The sequence below is a fragment of the Bacillus sp. ISL-47 genome, assembly GCF_018613175.1.
Classification (GTDB): Bacteria; Bacillota; Bacilli; order Bacillales; family Cytobacillaceae; genus Cytobacillus.
This window is the reverse complement of the sequence record NZ_JAGGQS010000008.1, coordinates 40,585-60,114: the sequence shown is the minus strand read 5'-3', so window position 1 is coordinate 60,114 and position 19,530 is coordinate 40,585. Positions and strand designations below refer to the sequence as shown.

Annotated in this window: 17 protein-coding genes; 3 read left to right on the top strand and 14 right to left on the bottom strand. The window is 35.7% G+C overall.

Annotated elements, in window-relative coordinates; genetic code table 11:
* Window positions 1–34 precede the first annotated feature (34 nt).
* The 5 genes from brxC to J7I93_RS03685 form a co-directional block, all read right to left on the bottom strand.
* On the bottom strand, window positions 35–3,604 hold the full coding sequence (gene brxC / locus J7I93_RS03705) for a BREX system P-loop protein BrxC (protein ID WP_214723414.1): 3,570 nt from the start codon (window positions 3,602–3,604) through the stop codon (window positions 35–37).
* A 14-nt stretch (window positions 3,605–3,618) separates the two neighbouring features.
* Window positions 3,619–4,164 carry a BREX protein BrxB domain-containing protein gene (locus J7I93_RS03700; protein WP_214723412.1) on the bottom strand — a complete coding sequence of 182 codons (546 nt, stop codon included), beginning with the start codon at window positions 4,162–4,164 and terminating at the stop codon, window positions 3,619–3,621.
* Between the two features lie 11 nt (window positions 4,165–4,175).
* Window positions 4,176–4,769 carry a DUF1819 family protein gene (locus J7I93_RS03695; RefSeq protein WP_214723410.1) on the bottom strand — a complete coding sequence of 198 codons (594 nt, stop codon included), beginning with the start codon at window positions 4,767–4,769 and terminating at the stop codon, window positions 4,176–4,178.
* A 235-nt stretch (window positions 4,770–5,004) separates the two neighbouring features.
* Window positions 5,005–5,580 (bottom strand): recombinase family protein, encoded by a 576-nt coding sequence (locus J7I93_RS03690; RefSeq protein WP_214723595.1) that lies wholly within the window; start codon window positions 5,578–5,580, stop codon window positions 5,005–5,007.
* A 371-nt stretch (window positions 5,581–5,951) separates the two neighbouring features.
* Entirely contained in the window at window positions 5,952–7,010 is a 1,059-nt protein-coding gene (locus J7I93_RS03685) for a DUF4238 domain-containing protein (RefSeq protein ID WP_214723408.1), read from the bottom strand.
* 302 nt (window positions 7,011–7,312) lie between these two features.
* Here J7I93_RS03685 and J7I93_RS03680 point away from each other — a divergent pair, with 302 nt between their 5' ends.
* Both J7I93_RS03680 and J7I93_RS03675 read left to right on the top strand, forming a co-directional pair.
* A complete protein-coding gene (locus J7I93_RS03680; protein WP_214723406.1) occupies window positions 7,313–7,483 on the top strand; it encodes a hypothetical protein in 171 nt (56 codons plus the stop codon).
* A complete protein-coding gene (locus J7I93_RS03675; RefSeq protein WP_214723404.1) occupies window positions 7,480–8,991 on the top strand; it encodes a recombinase family protein in 1,512 nt (503 codons plus the stop codon). Before J7I93_RS03680 ends, J7I93_RS03675 begins: the two co-directional genes overlap by 4 nt.
* 115 nt (window positions 8,992–9,106) lie before the next feature.
* Here J7I93_RS03675 and J7I93_RS03670 read toward each other — a convergent pair whose 3' ends face one another.
* Together J7I93_RS03670 and J7I93_RS03665 are read right to left on the bottom strand one after the other, a co-directional pair.
* Window positions 9,107–10,102 (bottom strand): CHAT domain-containing protein, encoded by a 996-nt coding sequence (locus J7I93_RS03670; RefSeq protein ID WP_214987694.1) that lies wholly within the window; start codon window positions 10,100–10,102, stop codon window positions 9,107–9,109.
* A gap of 143 nt (window positions 10,103–10,245) precedes the next feature.
* A complete protein-coding gene (locus J7I93_RS03665; protein ID WP_019157194.1) occupies window positions 10,246–10,485 on the bottom strand; it encodes a DUF1883 domain-containing protein in 240 nt (79 codons plus the stop codon).
* 275 nt (window positions 10,486–10,760) lie between these two features.
* Between J7I93_RS03665 and J7I93_RS03660 the strand changes: the two genes are divergently transcribed.
* On the top strand, window positions 10,761–12,479 hold the full coding sequence (locus tag J7I93_RS03660; RefSeq protein WP_214723402.1) for a recombinase family protein: 1,719 nt from the start codon (window positions 10,761–10,763) through the stop codon (window positions 12,477–12,479).
* On the opposite strand, the gene rlmH is transcribed toward J7I93_RS03660, so the two are convergent.
* The 7 genes from rlmH to walK form a co-directional block, all read right to left on the bottom strand.
* Window positions 12,414–12,893, bottom strand: a complete 480-nt coding sequence (gene rlmH / locus J7I93_RS03655; protein WP_214723400.1) for a 23S rRNA (pseudouridine(1915)-N(3))-methyltransferase RlmH — start codon at window positions 12,891–12,893, stop codon at window positions 12,414–12,416. The two genes, J7I93_RS03660 and rlmH, sit on opposite strands and share 66 nt — an antisense overlap.
* An 80-nt stretch (window positions 12,894–12,973) precedes the next feature.
* Window positions 12,974–13,135 (bottom strand): CxxH/CxxC protein, encoded by a 162-nt coding sequence (locus J7I93_RS03650; protein ID WP_214723398.1) that lies wholly within the window; start codon window positions 13,133–13,135, stop codon window positions 12,974–12,976.
* A gap of 161 nt (window positions 13,136–13,296) precedes the next feature.
* The gene (locus tag J7I93_RS03645; RefSeq protein ID WP_214723396.1) at window positions 13,297–14,523 is read right to left on the bottom strand and encodes a S1C family serine protease; all 1,227 of its coding nucleotides are present in this window, start codon (window positions 14,521–14,523) and stop codon (window positions 13,297–13,299) included.
* 266 nt (window positions 14,524–14,789) lie between these two features.
* Window positions 14,790–15,584 carry an MBL fold metallo-hydrolase gene (locus tag J7I93_RS03640; protein WP_214723394.1) on the bottom strand — a complete coding sequence of 265 codons (795 nt, stop codon included), beginning with the start codon at window positions 15,582–15,584 and terminating at the stop codon, window positions 14,790–14,792.
* Between the two features lie 6 nt (window positions 15,585–15,590).
* Window positions 15,591–16,403 (bottom strand): two-component system regulatory protein YycI, encoded by an 813-nt coding sequence (locus J7I93_RS03635; protein ID WP_214723392.1) that lies wholly within the window; start codon window positions 16,401–16,403, stop codon window positions 15,591–15,593.
* A complete protein-coding gene (locus tag J7I93_RS03630; protein ID WP_214723390.1) occupies window positions 16,390–17,703 on the bottom strand; it encodes a YycH family regulatory protein in 1,314 nt (437 codons plus the stop codon). Before J7I93_RS03630 ends, J7I93_RS03635 begins: the two co-directional genes overlap by 14 nt.
* Window positions 17,700–19,529, bottom strand: coding sequence for a cell wall metabolism sensor histidine kinase WalK (walK, locus tag J7I93_RS03625; protein WP_214723388.1), 1,830 nt, complete (start codon window positions 19,527–19,529; stop codon window positions 17,700–17,702). Before walK ends, J7I93_RS03630 begins: the two co-directional genes overlap by 4 nt.
* Window position 19,530 lies beyond the last annotated feature (1 nt).

The window sequence follows — 19,530 nt, the reverse complement described above, 5'->3', positions numbered from 1 at the left end:
TAAATAAAAACAGGTCTTAAAGACCCGTTTCTATTCAATCAATTTCCAACGTGTGGTCTTTTAATTCTTTTAGTAATGCAGAACGTAATTGATTAAGAGCCTCGTCTAAATCTTGCTGAGTTTCGATTTTATTACGACCATTAAAAAATATACGATATATCTCATTTGAACTTAGACGTTTACTTTTCTTCTCCCTTATCACGACTGGTATTTTTTTATCATCAGGCTCAACAACCGGTGGCTTTCTCAACTCTTCTTCCAGTTCTTTTGCTCTTTTTTCAATCCTAAATGCAATTTCATTTAACTGTTGTAGTAGCGCTCGAATGGTTACAAGACTGCCTTCTGTTAATATACTTGACTTAATTCGATAGAAAATGTTGTACTCGTTTTCAATATAACCAACAATAGATGGGATATTTTGATAATAATCTTTTAATTCCATTAAGTTTGTTTCCATGTGACCTACTTGTACCTGAATAGCCTGTCGTTGCTCGTTTACTTCATTTTTAATATTCTCTTCTAACTGACTAGTTAACTGTGGAAGTCTCGGTATATCACGATAAGGTTCTTGCTTTGTTAAAATGTCCGAAATTTGCTTTTTAATCAATTGGACATCTGTATTTTGTATAAGTGCTAAATCTCTCTGATATCTTTCTAAAATTTCAACTGCTTCATTAAAAACTGTAATGGGTGTTTTATTATAAAATCCTTTTAGTTTCTCTAAAACTCCAAACCACTCATCAATCTCTTCTTCAGCATTAATGAATTCTTTCACCATTTGCTCTGCATCTCTAATTTGCAAAAGCTTTTGTACCCCCATTGAAAGTGAATTTATCTCTCTCTCACCCGGGTAAGGATAATTTCGTGAACGCTGAGATTGACGCTTCAATCGAATTTCTTCAAGTGGTGATTGAAAGCGTTCTTTCAATTCAGCCTCTGCGGCAATAGCAAAATCTTGATACGTATCTCCTACCTCGGAACGACTAAAGAAATGTCTCATTAATGATATAAACCCTCTTCTTATTTTTAGATCCACTTCAATTTCTGGAATTACTCGTATTTTTTCACGTTCAGATACACGAGCTAGACGATCATAAAATTTGGAGTTTTCTGGAGTGAACTTATCATCCCCAAGAAATAATTTTACCTTTCCAGCATTCATATGAGCCAATATTAAGCCGATAATATCATACTCACTCCACCCATAAGGAATCGCGTGGTACTTTTCTATAATCGATTTTATGGATGGTGGTTTTTCATGCATTCTAGCAACATCTTCAAGATATTCTTTTAATTCATCAAAGGCTTTACGATTATTCATCGTTTCATAATCTATAACTTGTTCGGCAAGTTTCTTCCATGATTCTTTATACGTTTTGAAAGAGACTGGAACGTCCATATAATCAAGATACTTATACGTATTACTAATTAACATATTAAAGGCACTGCTTACTTGATTTTCAAATGAACCTTTATAAGAACGTTGTTGGCCTTGAATATAAAATAAGGCTTTATCACAAGCTTTTTTCAATAACTCTTCCGCTTTTTGTTCAAACTCCTCCACGGAAACTAGTTTCGCATCGTAAATACGATGTTGTGTTTGTGTTGTACTATTATTTCGTTTTAAATTAACATAGCGTTGTACCTGTTCAGAATACTTAATTGCTGCTTCTGCGGCAGCGACAAGTTCTTCGTCAAGGCATATCACCATTTGGCCTGAATTGGCTTTTAAGGCAGCTTCCATGTCAGACATATTTACAGAAAAGACTTGCAATGTTAATGGGTAGGACATATTCCCCTTGGAATAATTATCAAAGCGTTTATTAAAATCAAAGGGTGGAGTATCTTTTCTGTAAATATAATTTAATTTCGGATACATTTTCGAGAAGAATAATTTACCAAGTTGTTCTTTAATCTTAGTAGAATTAACTTCAACACTCCTGATTTCTTTATTAATCTCTTGTTCTTCATCGGATAAAAATGAATAAGTGCCATCAGCATGTTTTTCAATGAACATCGCTTGTTCCAGACGATTTAACGATTCTTTGACAGGGAGGTCGTTTTTATCATTGTTTATGGTTTCTAAAATTAGAGTAGCAATATTATTTGGTGTTGCCTTTATTTCATCTATACCTTTAATTAAATAAAGCACTTTTAAGACCGGGATATCTTCTGGTAAAATATTTTCAATATTTCTGGCGCGATCCTCAGCCCTACTGATAGTTCTTGTAATAGATGTTTCCAAGAAATTACGAATTGAAGGAAAAAACTCTTCTAATGTAACAAGATTGCCTATTTGTTCTCCAGCATTAAGTTTAGCCGCTTCTTGAAATGCTTTAAGCAAAGAGCGTTCACCGTGAGCTAGGCTTGTTCCACCTTCGCCATGAATTCTAATTTTATTAAATACCTTTTGCAGTAAATCTACCTGATATGGAATAAATGGATAAAGAGCTGCAAATTCTTCGGCTGATCGATAGCCTGAACGGAACTGGGTCGTATTAGGATCAAAAGATAAGCGGTTTCGAACAATCTGCTCAATCGGTTCATACGTCATTTTTAGTGTTTTATCTGCTGTATCTGTTTTTTCTAATATACGACGCTTAATGACTTCATCTGTGTTCGCACTCGATAAGTTAATGCGGGTAGCAAAGCGACCTTGAATCTTTGAAAAATCGTTTGTGCTATGAATATTTGCAACAGCTTTAATTTTTTCCTGTGAGGTAACAATGACCCATGCTTGGCCCATTGAAGTTCCGCCAATATCTTCAACGACAGTTTGTAAATTAAGCATTAAGTTAACATCGGTTCCTATATACTGTCCTACTTCATCCACCAAGAAGACGAGACGATAATCTTGACCACGGTGACGACAATATTCCGCAATTAGTTGAGAGAGCTTTTCAGAAGTCATACTGAAAGTATTCTTACTAATTTCAAAAAAGCTGTTTGCTGTTTCTTCGTCATATCCTGTTTCAATAAGCGCTTGAACAATTTTTTTACGGCGTATGACTGCCTTTAATCGAAAATCTTCCCATTCTGTATCATATAGACGCTTAATGATGTCTTTGAATGCTCCGTATTTTCCTTCTTCATCTAACTGACGCTCCATATCAGCAAGCCACAACGTATCTGAATAGCCTAAATGACGATTAAAAACACGCAGAAATACTTCTACAATACGTTCCTTGTTGGTTGCTCCTGATGAACTCATAGAATCAATATTGAATAGAATGGCATCTGAATCTTTTCCATCTACTTCTTTCATCCTTGATAATAAAATTTGATTGGAGGTTTTCTCAATAAAGTATTCGTATGGTTTTCTGCCATTCACTTCTTTTCCATCAAGCAAATAAGATAAAATTTTTAAAAAATGTGATTTACCTGAGCCGAAGAAACCACTAATCCAAACCCCAATATCTTTTGTTGGATTCTTATAAACTGCTATATAGTTTTCATAGAACTTTTGAAAGTATTCGGTCACCTCTTCAGTCATGACATACTCTTCAAGTTCATTTTTAATTGTATCTTGATCCAGCTGGCCCGCTTGAACTACGCCATTAATGGTCCGAAATATATCTTTCTTGAATATATCTTTCACTTGCATTTGGTTCTCCCCCTCTACGAAATTCGTGATAATTGATACTGATCTTCATTATGTAAAATACCAAAAAGTCTAAGCTCCAAACCGGTAAAGTATCCGGGATAGAAAAGAACAATGGGTTTTCGGAAAGCATGGTTGGACAGCTTTTTTAGTAACTGACTGGATCTAAGAAGGGGATGCGCATTGCCAACACCTGTTATGAATACAATTTCTGCATCATCTACTTGATCGATAAAAGACTCAACAATAACATCTTGATCTTCTAATACTGTTTGTAAGGCATGTACTAACTCTTCATATCCCTCTTCTTCACTAATCTCTATTAGTTCATTTAAATCGTCTTCAAAGAGACTGAGTAAGAATTTAAACAAATGAAGCTCCTTAATCTCTATTGAAGTTCGATTCAAAACCCCTTCAACGTATGTGCGAACAACTAGTTCATCCTCTGCCGGATAATCGAATACATAGTGCGGAATTTCACTGCCAATCCCTGTAGGTCTCGTAAAGCCTTCTTCATTTATTCTTCTTTCCATTTGTTTTAAGCGCTCATATGTGTCACTCATGTCTTTTTCACCTACCTTAACTCGCTTAATAAATACAGCAACGGATCATAATCCTTAGCATAATTTTTTAGATTTTTGCTTATATGTAAAGGATTAATTAGAAATGTATCTGCTTTTTCCTCCTGCAGCATTCCACTTTCTCTAAAGAACATTACTATTGAACTTTTTAACCTTTTTTTCGTTTCAGGCCTGAACCCAGCAACTTTTCCAGATTGTCCTTCTTTACGTTCAATAAAGAACTCAACATCTATAATCTGAATAGACGGCTTGTTATTATGATAATTGTACAAAATAACCTCATTAAAAAATTCATAAGGTAGCCGGTAGCATTTTAAATAGCTATATAAAAGGAGGGCTTTTTGATCTAAACGGGAGCCATCTATATATAGCTTTGATAATTCAAGGTTAAATGTTTCAGAACGACGATATACCATTTGAAATCTCTTCTTAATACTAGACTCGCTTCTTAATTGAAACGAATTATGTTCAATAATTCTTTCTAAAATTTCACTTCTTGATAAACCTGCAATTTTCAATGGAAGAACAATATTTATTTCATTTTGAAACCAGCCTTCGCTGGTGAAACCTGCTGAATATTCCATCATAAAATCTTTATCACACCTTCCATAGTGATGATTGTGAATCTAGCATAAAAGTTAAATATTTCCACCACTAATTATAACAGTTTAAACTACCAAAAAGAATGTCACCCATTATTGAATCAAGTCCTTTGGTTACTACCTGATACTGATATAAAAACTCTAAGTTATAATTTGCTACTTGGACGAACAAACGTTCACAAGGGGTTTTTTCATGTATGTAATCCTATTCTTTCATCACTTAAACCTTTGTTATAATTTTCTCTGCCTCACTTTTCTTCTTAGCCCTAACCAGTGTAGATACCGAAATCCCTGTCATACCTTCAACTTGTTTATACGAATGGTCTTCTAGTAAGGATAAGGCATGATTAACCTGCTGCCTTGAAAACTTTTTTGGTCTACCCTCTCGGAAATCAGGATTCTGCTTGGCCAATATTTTCCCTTCTTGAGTACGCTCTACAATCATATCTCTCTCAAACTCAGCAAAAGCAGAGAATATCGTGAAAATTAACCTCCCAGTGGGGGTATTTTCAATCACACCCATATTTAAAACGTGAACTTTAATATTTCGATTAAATAAGTCTTTAATTGTTTCCAAAGCATCTTGTGTACTTCGGGCCAAACGATCTAGTTTAGTTACGACCAATGTGTCACCTTCTTTTAGATTTTCCATAAGCTTTTGAAATTCTGGCCGTTTTTTATTTGTCCCTGAATACTTTTCAGAATATATTACATCACAGTTCTCTTTTTCTAATTGTTTTAGCTGAACTTGTAAATCCTGATGAATTGTACTCACTCTTGCATACCCATATTTCAACATAGTCACCTCTTTAGTTAAATGCAAGATTCATTTATGAATATAAGTATTGATTATGCTTAATACCCTTATTTTACAGTACCTGTAATGTATGTTCAATACTTTGAAGTTATGACTATATCATACCAAGGTTTAAAATTTGTTAAATACCATTTTGGATATAAAAAAGCCTAATTTCTACATTAAAATTGAGAAATTAGGCTTTTTTATATCCATTAAAGTCCCCGAGTGTTTTTACCGTTATTTTAGTACAGCACCGATAAGAAAATAAATAGAATTTCTTTTCGGTTATATCCGATATTATTAAGGGAATATACAAGAAGCTTAAAACCATCTGTATTAGAAATAAGGTACCACCAATTCGGTAGTATTTATTTTTTTTTAGATCGCATCATATATTTTTCAGCATGAGGTCTAATTGGGCCTGCCATATGCAAAGGCAATGACATATTTATAAAGTTCCTGTTTAATTTAAAAAATGGCAAATTAATTTTCTCAGAGACTTTTCTTGGTGAATATCCTATTATCTTATTATCTTCTGGACCTAGCACAGTAATTTCTTTCTCTAATTCACTATTAGAATGTCTGGTACTCTTAATGATTTTATTAATATATGTTAAGTGTACCTTATCATTAAAAAAGATGGTATTATAAGAATTTAAATATATTAGCTTGTTAATTTCATCTAATTGCTTGCCTTTATATACTTCAATTATTCCTTCTTTATTTTCAAAGAAATCATATAAAATATGGTCAAAAATACAAATACAAAGTTTTGGAGAAATAGGAAAAAATAATTGAAGTCCCATATTTGCAAGTCCATATCCTCTAATTTTATATTGTCTTTGAACATACATTTGATTATATCTCACAAGAGGATTGTCAGAAGTTATAAAATGCCTCTCACTCTTACTAACCATTAAAATTGCTTTTAAATCCATTATTATTGGATAAGTCTCTGCTATAGCCCTTATTGAATATAGATTAGGTATATTGAAACTTATCTTTGACTTTTCAATCGCTTCTATAGGTACTTTAAAGCTTTTATTCTTGTTTGCTTTCATCTTTAGGGAAATTTTTGCTTGCTTATCAATTAAATTATTAAATGAATCTGCCATCTTCAAATTTCTTGCTTCACACAATAATATAAATAATATTAGCAACGAATATTCTTGACTATTTTTATTCGGTATTTGTTCAGTAGCAATTATGTTTTTAATTATTTTTGAACATTCATTTTCGAGATCCATAAACATATCTTCAATAGTTCCATCGTCCCCATAAAGATAGTCTTTACAGGCTTGTTTTTTAATTGAAGCCTCTTTAACATATCTTTTATTTCCTATATTGTACATACCAATGCTTTTTTTATTATTAGAAAAATTCTTTAAATAAAATTGTGGAACAAAGTGATTACTAACTTTTTGCATACAAACTACTCCTAATTTTTTGTATATTACACAATTTTTAGTATAACAGAGTTCAAATCCTTACTTTACAAGTTATAAACGAAGCATTTTCCTTTTTTCTTAGCAAACACAATCCCTTCATGTGACGCATACGAAAAAACCTCAATCTAATTAGTTTATACCCTATATTATCAGAAAATTAAGATTTTATTTTCTTCTCTATAACTCTTAAAATATTAAAATTTCAAGGTACTATGTATTGCAACCAGATAGGTTGCCGGCGATCATTTGGTTAATCTAACCACATTTTAGAGGGATAATAAATGAATAGAAATATAAATTTTGATTATACAAGTCATTATGAATCCGTTTTACTCACTAAGGATGAAATAGGCAAAGTAAAGGCCGCAGAATTTATAAACTTTTTCTCTGATTTAGTACTTAAATATCATGATGATATTGAAAAGAAAAATATGGATGTGAAAAGAAAATGAAAAAGACAAAGGCGCTTGTATATGTACGTGTTAGTACTGATAAACAAGCTGATAATACATCTATTCCAAAGCAAATTGAAGAATTAGAAGAATATTGTGATGCACACGGGTTTGATATAGTTTGTGCCTATAAAGAAGAGGCGTCAGCTAAAGATATTGACGGTAGAGAAGAATTTAAAAAGATGTATAAATACTATATGGAAAATGAAGATATTGAATATATGATTGTGTTTAAATTAGATCGTTTATTTAGAAACTTTCTAGATTCTATTTTCTTTTGGGATCAAATAAAGAGAGCAAATAAGCATTTTATTTCACTTACGGATAATATAAATACCAAAGATCCAAATGCTAAAATGATGTTTTTGGTAAATGCTTTGAAAGCAGATATGGAAAGGGAAGATATCGCTTTTAGAACAAACTTTGGAATGGAAAAGAAGGCTGCTGCTGGTTATTTTAACGGCGGGAAAGTATTTGGTTATGAATCCGTTAGTAAGCGTCTTAGGGTTATACCAGAGGAAGCAGCGGTGATAGAATACATTTTTAATAAATACGTTTATGAACAATGGGGTTATAAAAAAATAGCAAGCAACTTAAACCTCCAAGGATTTAAGACAAAAAGAAATAATGACTGGACCATTAATGCTGTCAAAACCATATTAGAAAATAAAATCTACATTGGCTTTATCAAATGGAGAAACGAATATACAAAGGGACAGCATGAACCTATTATTTCTAAAGAACTTTGGAATAAAGCACAGGAGCTTAAAGCGAAGAAATCCTATACACCGACTAAGGTACATCCGGGAACCTTTCCACTTTCAGGGTTATTGAAGTGTCCTCAATGTGGTTCTTCAATGGTTCAGGGGAATAGTAGTGAAAAGTATAAGTATTACCAGTGTAATAAAAACAAGAATAGTGGAAGAAAAGCTTGCTCTGCAAATCTAATATCAAAGGAATACGCAGATGAGGCTGTACTTGCTAATCTAATTACCTATCTTGATAAACTAAATTTATCGTCATTACTGTTTACAATTATAAAATCCAATCTAGAAAGTAATCTTAAGTCCCTAGGCGATGAAGTCAATTTATTAAATAAATCATTAAAATCTATACGTGAAAAAATAAAAAATGCTGCAGATCTCTTTTTGGGCAATGATAATGATTCTAATCAAAATAATAACAGTACATTTTACTATCTCATTGGAGAATATGAAAAGGAAGAGGAAGATACTTTATCTCGATTAAATAAATTAAGTAAGGAAATTAACCTGCAAAACAACTTAAATATCAAAAATAATATTGAATATGTAGCTAACCATTTAAAAGATTTTATAAATATAATTTCCGAAGAAGAAAAGAAGTTATTATTTCACAGTATTATTAAAGAGGTGCATGTTACAAATGGACCAAAACCAAAAGATAGATTAATTAAAAACGTAATCTTTCACTTTACTGAAGATGAATTTAATGAGTATGGTCTATCTTTAAGGCATGCTAGTTGCTAAATCACCATCTATTGCAAGTGAAGGTAGCAGTCTATTTTATAATAGACTGCTATTGCTTTTAAATAAGTTAAGAAAATTAGAGTTTTTGTTATATAACTACTAAAACAAATATAACTTACAGTTCAGGTTTGACTAATATTATTTCATTAGGTTTAAGGCCAGTCCGAGTGTATAACTCAGGTATTTTTTCTCCTTCTAGCCCCGCTAAAATTAAAGCAAGCTTCCCTTGTTCAAAGGCATTTTGTACGGATTTTCCGAAGGCAATAGCAGAATAAAACTGTGCAGCGAATTCTCTTGCAGCATCATCGTAGACGGCTTCATTCATACCTATTGCACAGTCAATGTGTTCCGTTACAGCTTCTGCTTGTCCACTTGAAAAACAGTTATTAAAAATAACGAGTTTAATTGAATCAGACATTGTCTTCATTAATAGGGTAACCGCCTCTTTAGATAGAAGACTTGTAGACCCTTCCGTCGTTTCTAGTACAATATCATGGTCTGGAGAACCGTGACCACTAAAATGAATTATATGGGGTTTTACTTCGTTTATAGCTTGTAAAATATCATTGGAACGTACTGCCCATCGAGATTGTAAATTGATTGAATCCCGGTATTCAGAAGCACGAATCTTTTCGTGTATGAGACGAATTTCTTGATCTAATCTTAATGAACTTTGGTCAATAGGATTGGATGCTAAGAATAGAACGTTTATTTTTTCTGGAAGTGATTCGAAGTTAATTGAAATGGGATTGGAAGATATTTCTTGGCTAATTCTTTGTTGTTTTTTTAACTCATCTGTAATAGCTTTTGTATGTCTTAACTCAGCAGTTTTATTCTTCTTTAATTCTCTATCTTCTGAGCGCCGTAATTGATCTAACGCTTGATTTAAAGATTTAATTTTATTAGCTTTTTTTCCTTTAAGGTCACCTATTTTTTTTTGGGTATTAATCAGTTCTCTTTGTTTAGAATTAAGAGTCGAGGTACTTTTTGTACTCTGTATAGTTTTTAATGCTTTTGCCAACTTTTCTTGCTCTTTACCTATATCCTTTTCAATATTAGCAATCTCCTTTTCTAAACCCTGAACTTTGTTCCGATACATTGTAGCACTCATAATAGCCACCCCTTTACTTTGATTTTGAATATAAGTCTTCCATCTTTAGGACGAATATATTTAAAGCAATCGCTTTTTTTGAACCGTAGTTTAAATGATAAAAGAAACTACCGAAATAAATCGGTAGATCAAAAAGATAAATATTAATAGAATCGGTATTTGTACTGTCCTCCACCATGGACAATAAGATACCACCTTCCAGCTCCTTCGACAGAAATATTTACAGGCGTGCGAGTGTAGTGGCCGCCATAATACTTGAATTTCCGTCCAGCTTTATAGTGTTGGAAGTTGATACTATCCACCAGAAACACATCAGCAGCATGTTTCAATTGGACTTCAACTGACAAGGAATTGTTAGTGTCAGCAAATGGAATTTGAGCCAAGATAACCACCTCCTTAAAGAAAATTTTATCATAAATTGGAAATTAAGGGGTTATTTTGAAGAATGTCGTTCAATTAAATTAAAGACTAATTCTTTGTTAAAGAGAAGGGAGTAGAAACTGTTACACTTAAAAATATGGGCGTTCTAATGGTAAACACGTTGACATTAAGTAGTATTCTTATGACAATTCGTAAAGAATATGATGAAGCTATTTCAGAACCTTCATTTCTCCTTTCTAATATTTCATTGTAAAATCAACTTGAAGGAGGTAATGAGATGGATATAAAAAAAGTAGCTATTTATGTAAGGGTAAGTACTGAAGAACAAGCCTCGGAAGGCTATAGTATTAGCGCTCAATTACAAACTCTACGACAATATGCACAACTTTATAATTGGGAAATCGTCGACGAGTATGTGGATGAAGGGATTTCTGGAAAGAATATCACCGGCCGCCCTGCTATGCAAAGACTTGTAGCAGACGTTGAACAGGAAAAATTTCAGGCTGTACTTGTATGGAAAATATCACGTTTATCGCGGAATATGTTAGATACTCTTACTTTGTTAGACAAATTTGAAGATTACGGAGTAAAGTTTATCTCTTATTCCGAGAACTTTGATACCAGTAGTCCAATAGGCCGTCTAGTCGTTCAGCTGATGGCTTCTATTGCCGAAATGGAAAGAAATACATTGTCTGAGAACGTTAAACTTGGTATGAAACAACGAGCCTTAGAAGGTTCATGGAATGGCGGTGTTATATTTGGTTATGATTCTATTGAAAAGGAACTCGTAAAAAACAAAGAGGAAGCTGAAGTAGTTAAACTGATATACACTCTTTATTCCCAAGGAAAAGGTTTAAAAGCCATTGCAAATCAGCTTAATAAAAATGGGTATCGAACCAAACGTGATCGTCATTTTTCTATAAATGGAGTGGCAACTATTTTAGATAACCCAGTCTATAACGGAAAAATTAGCTGGTTAAAGGTTGAAAACTGGGATAAGAAGAGAAGAAGAGGCAGAAATGATAATCCCATTTTAGTAGAAGGTCAGCATGAAGCGATTATCAATGATGAACTTTGGAGTCTTGTTCAATCTCGAAGGAAAAGTAAATCGTTCAAGCAAAGACAATCCAACGAACCGTTTCTATTGAGCAAGATTTTACGCTGTCCTGATTGCGGACAAGGGATGGTACCTTCAATTACTACTTACACTTTAAGCGACGGTACCAAAAGAAAGCACAGATATTATGTTTGCAGTGATTTTCACAACAAGGGATCAGCAGCCTGTAAAGCCAATTCAGTTAAAGCATATGATGCTGAAAACGCTCTGTTCCAACGTATAGAGAGCTTTTTATCCAATAAAGAAAAGTTTGATGAAACTATTAACTCACTAACAAAACACTCAATTGAATCCATAAAAAAACTTAAAGAAGAACTGGAAGAAACTGATTCAAAGTTAGAGGAAACACTAGTACTTCAGAATAGATATCTAGAAGCTTTTGAACAAAATCTTTTTCCTGTTGCGGTTTTGCAAGAACGCTTACAGCAAGTGGCTATTGAAAAGAGTGCAATTGAACAAAAGAGGAATAATTTAATAACGGAAATAACTAAATTTGATACAAAAGTTATTCCTCCAGAATTGGTACATCTTCTCCTAGAAAAATTTGTAGAAGTCTATACGTCCTCTACTAGAGATAAACAAAAGCAATTACTACAGCTTTTGGTTAAACAGATCACCGTTGGACGAACAAATAATCATCGACGTCAAATTGATGAGGTTGAACTTGAATTTGATTTTACGGAAGTTAACCTTTCAAACACGTTTACACTTATCCACATGCTATATTTAGAAACAGAAAAAGAAGGCTTATCAACACCTTCTATCTCTGCTTCAAATGGCAAATATCCACCTTATCTTCAGATTTTTTTGCCTCTATTTATGGTACGGTTCACCCCGATTAATCCGAAATGCCCGATAAACCTGCTCCAGCAGGATTAGTTTCATAAGCTGATGGGGAAAGGTCATTTTTGAAAAAGAGAGTTTTTCATCAGCACGCTGGAGGACTTCCTGGCTGAGGCCGAGGGAGCCGCCGATGACAAAAGCAACTTTGCTTTTACCGTATGTAGCCAGCTTATCTAGTGAGTCGGCGAGTTCCTCTGATGATTTCATTTTGCCCTCAATAGCTAACGCAATGACATGAGCATCAGGGTGGATCTTAGAAAGAATCCGCTCAGCCTCTTTTTGCTTAACCTGAATCATCTCCGTTTCACTTAGTTCTTCAGGGGCCTTTTCGTCAGGAACTTCGATGATTTCCATTTTGGCATATGCCGACAGCCTTTTTAAGTATTCGTCAATTCCTTGCTTTAAGTATTTTTCTTTAAGCTTTCCTACTGTAATAATTGAGATATTCACAGCTCGTCCTCACTTTACAAACAAGATATCCACATAAGTTATCCACATGTCCACAATTTTCATCCACATCTTGTATGAGATCATTCGTTCGCTACAACATATATTGCGTTATTTTGACAATATTCACAGGTTGTTGATAACTTTTTTTCCTCTTCAATTTTTGTTAATTGCGGGAATGTTTCGTACTCATCAACGACTACATCTATTGCCAGATCAACATGTTCTTCACAACAGTAAATCATTTTACCCAGCTCTCCTTTCAAGCCGGAGCCTTCTTTTTTTAGCGCTCCTGTGGATAATTATTATTTTGCCTATGTATACAACTTATCCACATCTCATCTTAACAAAACAATAAAAAACAGGAAAGCGTATTCGCTTCCCCGTTTATTCTTTCCGTAATTGCTTAAAATGTCTCGCCGCTCAGTTTTATGGTTGTTTCCTGCAATTTGCCCTCTCGGTAAAACTTAATCTTCATTTGTTCTCCAACTGCTTTTTTCGTGTAGAGGTGCTGGCGCAGTTCGATGATATCTTTTATTTCTTGTCCATCCATCTCAACTATGACATCCATCTCTTTCAATCCGGCCTGTGCAGCTGGAGAGTTAGGTTCTACTTGCGTAATGGCAACCCCTGATTTAACATCCTTAGGCAGTTTCAATGCTTCCTGCTGATAGTAGCCAGGAATATCACTAACGGAAGTTAACTGAATCCCCATATATGGCCGCCTTACCTCGCCAAACTTTTCAAGGTCATCTATTACTGGCCGTGCATAGTTAATAGGGATTGCTAAGCCAATTCCTTCAACTGCATTCTGTGCTATCTTCATGGAATTAATGCCAATTAACTGGCCGCTGATGTTAACTAATGCTCCGCCGCTGTTTCCCGGATTGATGGCAGCATCCGTCTGGAGAACCTCTGCCTGCCAATCGACTGTTCCGTTTTGGTCAATATCAACTGGTACCGCGCGTTCTACTCCTGAGATAATTCCCTGAGTTACTGAGCCAGAGAATTGTCCAAGAGGATTCCCTATAGCTATAACAGGTTCCCCTGGCTTTAAAGTATCCGAATCCCCAAATTCAGCTACAGTCTTAATTTCCTTTGCTTCTACTTCAAGTACAGCCAGGTCAGTCCATATATCGCTGCCGACCAGCCTTGCAGGAATCTTTGTGCCATCTGGCAAACTTACTTCAAGTTCTTGAGCTCCTTCAACGACATGGTGATTCGTGACAATGAATGCTGTATTTCCTTCTTTTTTATAAATGACCCCTGAACCTGTTCCAGCAGGTTGTCCGCCGCCATTATTTTCGTTTGACCAAAATCCGGCTGTTTGGATGTTGGTAATGCTCACAACTGCATCACCTGCCTTATCGACAGCCTTGGTTACACCGGTCACCACATCAAGCGAGACATTTTGAACATTGGCATTGCCATTGTTGCCATCCGCATCTTCCTTTAACTCCTCATCGGGTTCAACCGTATAAGGGAGTACGTTATAATCGGATAGTTTAGGTACCGCAACAATGACAAGAATTGCCCCTAATATAATGCCTACAAGGCTGGCCAGAAAATATCCGCCTTTGTTGCCTTTTTGTCCTTTATAACGGTTCTGATGATCTTGATCATAATAACCCAAGCCGTACCAATCCTTTCTTTATAAATTACCGAAACGCCAGCTTCCCGCAGTGCTGGAAAAAGCCGTTTAAGATATGAATGCTAAAATTTATTCTTCCTTTATACCCAATATTATACTCTCTCGATTTTAAAAATCTAATTAAAAGGCACAAACTCAGGCAATCTTACGACTTTGTTCATACTTTTGTTTAAAATTTTTAAAAACAGCCTAATGAAAAAAAGGAATGCACAGCAGATCTAAAGATCTGAGCGCACTCCTTTTTTTTATTAAACTGCCGTTAAAATAGTTGGTACCTTGGGATCAGTATCGTAGAGATCGAACTGCTCACCTACAATGATGCCTCGGCTCTCAAGCGTCTGGGTAACCGACATTCTGGCCAGGTCCTTAATATTATTATCAAGACTCAAGTGGGCTAGATAAAAGCTTTTTGTGCGGTCTCCAGCCACTTCACTCATAGCAAGGGCAGCATCTTCATTGGATACATGTCCCACATCGCTGAGGATTCTTCTTTTTATGTTCCATGGATATCGGCACATGCGAAGCATCTGGACATCATGATTGCTCTCAAACACATAAGCCTCAGCATTCGAGATAAGGCCTTTCATACGATCACTTACATAACCTGTATCGGTAATTAAAACAAGCTTTTTCCCATCCTGATGGAACACATAAAACATGGGATCAGCCGCATCGTGGGAAACGCCAAAAGATTCAATATCCAGGGAACCGAAAGTCTTAACAGTTTCCATATCGAAATGGAACTTTTGGTCAACTGGAACTTGTCCAATTAAACTGTCCATTGCCTGCCAGGTTTTTTCATTGGCATATACCGGCAAATTATATTTTCTTGCAAGAATGCCTACACCTTTTATATGGTCACTGTGCTCGTGTGTCACTAAAATTCCTGAAAGCTTCCCCATATCCCGGTCAATCTGTTGAAATAAGGCTTCCATTTGCTTTCCGCTTAAGCCGGCATCAACCAGAAAGGAATGTTCCTCCGTCTCGACAAAGATCGCATTCCCAGTACTGCCGCTCGCGAGAACGCTGAATTGCAAAGACATTTTCTCTCACTCCACTAATTTTTTCTCTTCGTTGGTTAACTGAATAATCTGCCCCTCGAAGGCATGGACAAATAAGTTTTCCTCTCCATTAATGACGAATCGCCAAGCAGGAGTTAATACTAGAGATGAGCTTGAATGCACAAGAGTAAAATATCCGAGTTCCACATTGGTAATCTTGGATTTTGGCTGCAGCGAGCCATTTTCAGAAAGTGTTTCAATCGCCTTTATTGGCTGAATCACTTTTTCTCTTTCCTGCATTTCTTCAATATCCTCCAGCATTGTCTGCTTATAAGATACAATTTCATTTTCCTCATTTAAGTAGAAAGTTAGCTCACCATTTAAATTCATATAAAACATTTTATCTTCAAATTGCTGATAATAAGTCAGTGTATTGCTGTTTTTGCTCTTCTCCCAAAAACGATATTGGTCTCCATATAAAACCTTGTTTTTAATAAATGAATTCAATTCAGAAGGATTAAATTTCTCGCTGATTTTATAAGGTTCATTCAGGACTGAGTTAAGGACTGTTCCTTCAGTAATCGTTATCTCCTGTCCTTTCAGCTTCGTTTTTTTCGCTTCTTCCATTTCTTCGATATCAAAAACCATCGGTTTGGCGCTTAAATATCTGTCTTTTGGATTGTTTTTTGGGAGATCCACATCAAATTCAATTTCATCTGTCTTGAGCCGCTTTTCAAAAGAAGCCTGTGCCATAGGCTCATACTGGCTTGCATCCTTCAGTTTAAAAAACTCATACATTAAATAGATATCCAAAACCAGGAAGGTTAAAATAAAGATTGTTTTGATCTTACTCCAATCCATTATTCATACCTCCTGTTTCATCAAGTGAGATACTTTTCCATTCGCCTTCATAGAGATAAAACCAGGAAGGCTCTAACCGAACAAACATGTTTTGGGAGTCTTTGATCATTTTGTATCCCAATGCAATATCCTCCAAGTTTTTGGAATCAAACCCTTCAAGCTTTTCCAAGTACTTGATGACTGATTTCCCAGAACTTAAAGATACTTCAGTGGATTCTGTACGTAAGCCAAGCTGAAAGTTGCTTCGCAAATATTCCTCATTTTGTCCCCAAACTTGGCGAATCTCAGAAATCTTTGGATCATCGCTAAAAACCGGATAGCCCGAAGAATCATAAAGACGGAATGTTACCCGATGGCTAAGTTCATTCATTTCGGCAAATTGGTAATTATCCGTCCATCCAGCATGTTCGTTTACAAAATCAATGCTCTTTTTTAAAAGATCTGTAGACTGAATGGTTGGATTATTGCCGGCCGCCAGCTTTACATATCGAAGTGTATTTTTATCAAAATTCACTCGAAGCAAGCTAACATTATCATTATATTCTTCTTCTGACGGCTGATAGTTTTTCTGGACTACACTTGGGTCACTGAATAAAGCATTTTTATATTTTTCCGAGTCCAGCTCTTTTGACAAATACTGATACCTAGCCATTTTTGTGTCATGTGCTGGCAAGAACAGGGTTCTTGAACTTGAAACTGGATATGAAAAATACTCTTTGTACTCCGGACGGTACTTAAAGAATTTGTTTTTGAAATTCTGAATAAAAGATGCAGGTACATGGCTTCTATAGACCTGCTGGCTGTCTAAGGAAACGAAATAGACAATCCCATCTTCCTTTTGAGGTTCTTCAACATCTATTACTATTCGATCAAATTGAAAATTAGTGAGATCCTTATCGTCAACTTTGATGACGGTTTTATACAATTCTATCGGAATAGAATCAGGGTAAACAATGACTGCTTTCCCCTCATTATGAACAAAAGAGGGGATTCCATCTACTTGAGAAGTGATATTTTCAAAATCAGTAAAATTCCATCTGCTGATTTCTTTAATCGTTTTTTCTATTTCGCTTGGGCTAACCGTACCATAATGTTGGTTGCTGCCATGGTGAAACAGAAGAGTATCCGGTCTGACAATTTTGCTAACATCTTTTTTAGCTGCTATCGCTACTTCCTGTACCGTATTGGTCTGTTCCATTGTTTCGTAGTTTGGCTGGTACGTCCAAAGATTCCAGGTTAACAGCGCACTTGTCGCAACCAGGATGGTTAGTATGATGGTTTTAATATTTTCATATGTCATTCCCAATCATCCTCTTCCGTTCGAACATAAGGAAGGCTAAATGAAATCGTTGTTCCTTTTCCTTCCGTACTGGTTGCCCAAATCTCTCCGCCATGCGCTTCCACCATTTCTTTCGCAATGGCCAGTCCAAGACCCGTTCCGCCGAGCTTTCTGGTTCTCGCTTTATCCACTCGATAAAAACGTTCAAAAATCTTATCAATGTTTTCTTTCGGAATGCCCACACCCTCGTCTGAAACACTGACAATGATAAATTCATCTTTTTCTTCGATACTAAAGGTCACTTTTCCACCTTCAGGAGAGTATTTCAGCGCATTTGAAATGATATTATATAGCACCTGGGTCAGTTTGTCTTCATCTATTTCTACAAAAGCTGAATGGTCAGGAAGCCTTCTTTCAAAAGTTACATTCTGCTGTTTGGTCATTTCAAACCGGTCAATAATCCTGTTATAGAAGAAGATAAAATCAATCCATTCCTTTGTGAGCCGATAATCCTTGCTGTCCATTTTTGAAAGCTGAAGCAAATCATTTACAAGTCGGATCATGCGCTCCGTTTCATTTTGAGTGACATCCAGGAAGTTTGGAGCAATCTCTTCGTCTTTCCAAGCTCCTTCTGCAAGTGCCTCCAGATAACTTCTCATCGTAGTGAGCGGGGTTCGAAGTTCATGTGATACATTGGCCACAAACTCACGGCGTTCCATATCAATTTTCTCCTGCTCAGTAATGTCATGCAGAACGGTTATTAATCCATTTACAAATCCAGTTTCTTTTTGAATGACTGAAAAATTGGCACGCAGGATCAGTGTATTTGTTTTATTGCTATAATCCAGAATTACAGAATCACGTTCATTAAGGAGCTCCTCAAAGGTGTATTCCTCTTCTAGTCCAAGTAAGGAATCAATAGAAGAAGACAGCACCGTTTCACGTGAAACATTCAGCATTTTTGCTGCAGGCTCATTAATTAAGATCACGCGCCCTTTGCGGTCTGTTGCAATCACCCCGTCTGTCATATAGGAGAGGACAGAGGAAAGCTTGCGACGTTCTCCCTCCGTAGTTGCCTGGGCTTCCTGCAGCTTCTTTGTTAAGCTGTTAAAGGTAATGGCCAATTGGCCAATTTCATCATAACCATAAACCTTAACCTTGCGGGAGAAGTTTCCCTTAGCCATGGCAAGGGCTTGTTTTCTCATATCTGAAATAGGGCGTGTTATCGTCTGGGCTAAAAGAATGCCCAATACTGCTGTAATAGCCAGCGCGATTGCTGTACCAGTGGAGAAGATATTATTGATCTGCCTCATCTGGTCATAGATGTTTTCTATTTTTGCAACAAGATAAATGGCTCCGATAACATCCCCATTATTTTTAATAGGCGTTACGAGCACCCATACCCGATTGCCAAAGGGGTCAACATAATCCTCAGGTACCTGCTGAGAGGTTGCTATGGCCATTTTGATTAAATTATCAGTAGATCTTTGACCCACAACGCCCTGGTTGTCCGGGTCCGAAGTTCCCAATATTTTGAGCGTGTCTCCTTCAATGACACGGACCTCTGTAATATCAGTAGAATAGTAATCCCTTAGTAACCTGTGGACGTCTTCCTCCAATGTAGGGCCATCTTCATCCGGCAGCCTTTCCTTGGTCATCTGCTCTTCCAGGTAATAAGCAAGCAAATTAACCCGTTCCTGAATGGTATCTTTAAAGTTGTCCTTTAAAGTGGATTCCAGTTGCCTGACAAAATAAACGCCGATAATTTGCATGGCAACTAGAATGAGAAGGACATATATAATCACAAACTTTAGGTGAATGGATCGAAAAAAACCAACCTTTTGCATT

Bases quoted from the DNA above. Each gene is read 5' to 3' on its own strand.
- brxC (WP_214723414.1), bottom strand. From the start codon at position 3,604: ATGCAAGTGAAAGATATATTCAAGAAAGATATATTTCGGACCATTAAT.
- J7I93_RS03700 (WP_214723412.1), bottom strand. From the start codon at position 4,164: ATGAGTGACACATATGAGCGCTTAAAACAAATGGAAAGAAGAATAAAT.
- J7I93_RS03695 (WP_214723410.1), bottom strand. From the start codon at position 4,769: ATGATGGAATATTCAGCAGGTTTCACCAGCGAAGGCTGGTTTCAAAAT.
- J7I93_RS03685 (WP_214723408.1), bottom strand. From the start codon at position 7,010: ATGCAAAAAGTTAGTAATCACTTTGTTCCACAATTTTATTTAAAGAAT.
- J7I93_RS03680 (WP_214723406.1), top strand. From the start codon at position 7,313: ATGAATAGAAATATAAATTTTGATTATACAAGTCATTATGAATCCGTT.
- J7I93_RS03675 (WP_214723404.1), top strand. From the start codon at position 7,480: ATGAAAAAGACAAAGGCGCTTGTATATGTACGTGTTAGTACTGATAAA.
- J7I93_RS03670 (WP_214987694.1), bottom strand. From the start codon at position 10,102: ATGAGTGCTACAATGTATCGGAACAAAGTTCAGGGTTTAGAAAAGGAG.
- J7I93_RS03660 (WP_214723402.1), top strand. From the start codon at position 10,761: ATGGATATAAAAAAAGTAGCTATTTATGTAAGGGTAAGTACTGAAGAA.
- J7I93_RS03650 (WP_214723398.1), bottom strand. From the start codon at position 13,135: ATGATTTACTGTTGTGAAGAACATGTTGATCTGGCAATAGATGTAGTC.
- J7I93_RS03640 (WP_214723394.1), bottom strand. From the start codon at position 15,584: ATGTCTTTGCAATTCAGCGTTCTCGCGAGCGGCAGTACTGGGAATGCG.
- J7I93_RS03635 (WP_214723392.1), bottom strand. From the start codon at position 16,403: ATGGATTGGAGTAAGATCAAAACAATCTTTATTTTAACCTTCCTGGTT.
- J7I93_RS03630 (WP_214723390.1), bottom strand. From the start codon at position 17,703: ATGACATATGAAAATATTAAAACCATCATACTAACCATCCTGGTTGCG.
- walK (WP_214723388.1), bottom strand. From the start codon at position 19,529: ATGCAAAAGGTTGGTTTTTTTCGATCCATTCACCTAAAGTTTGTGATT.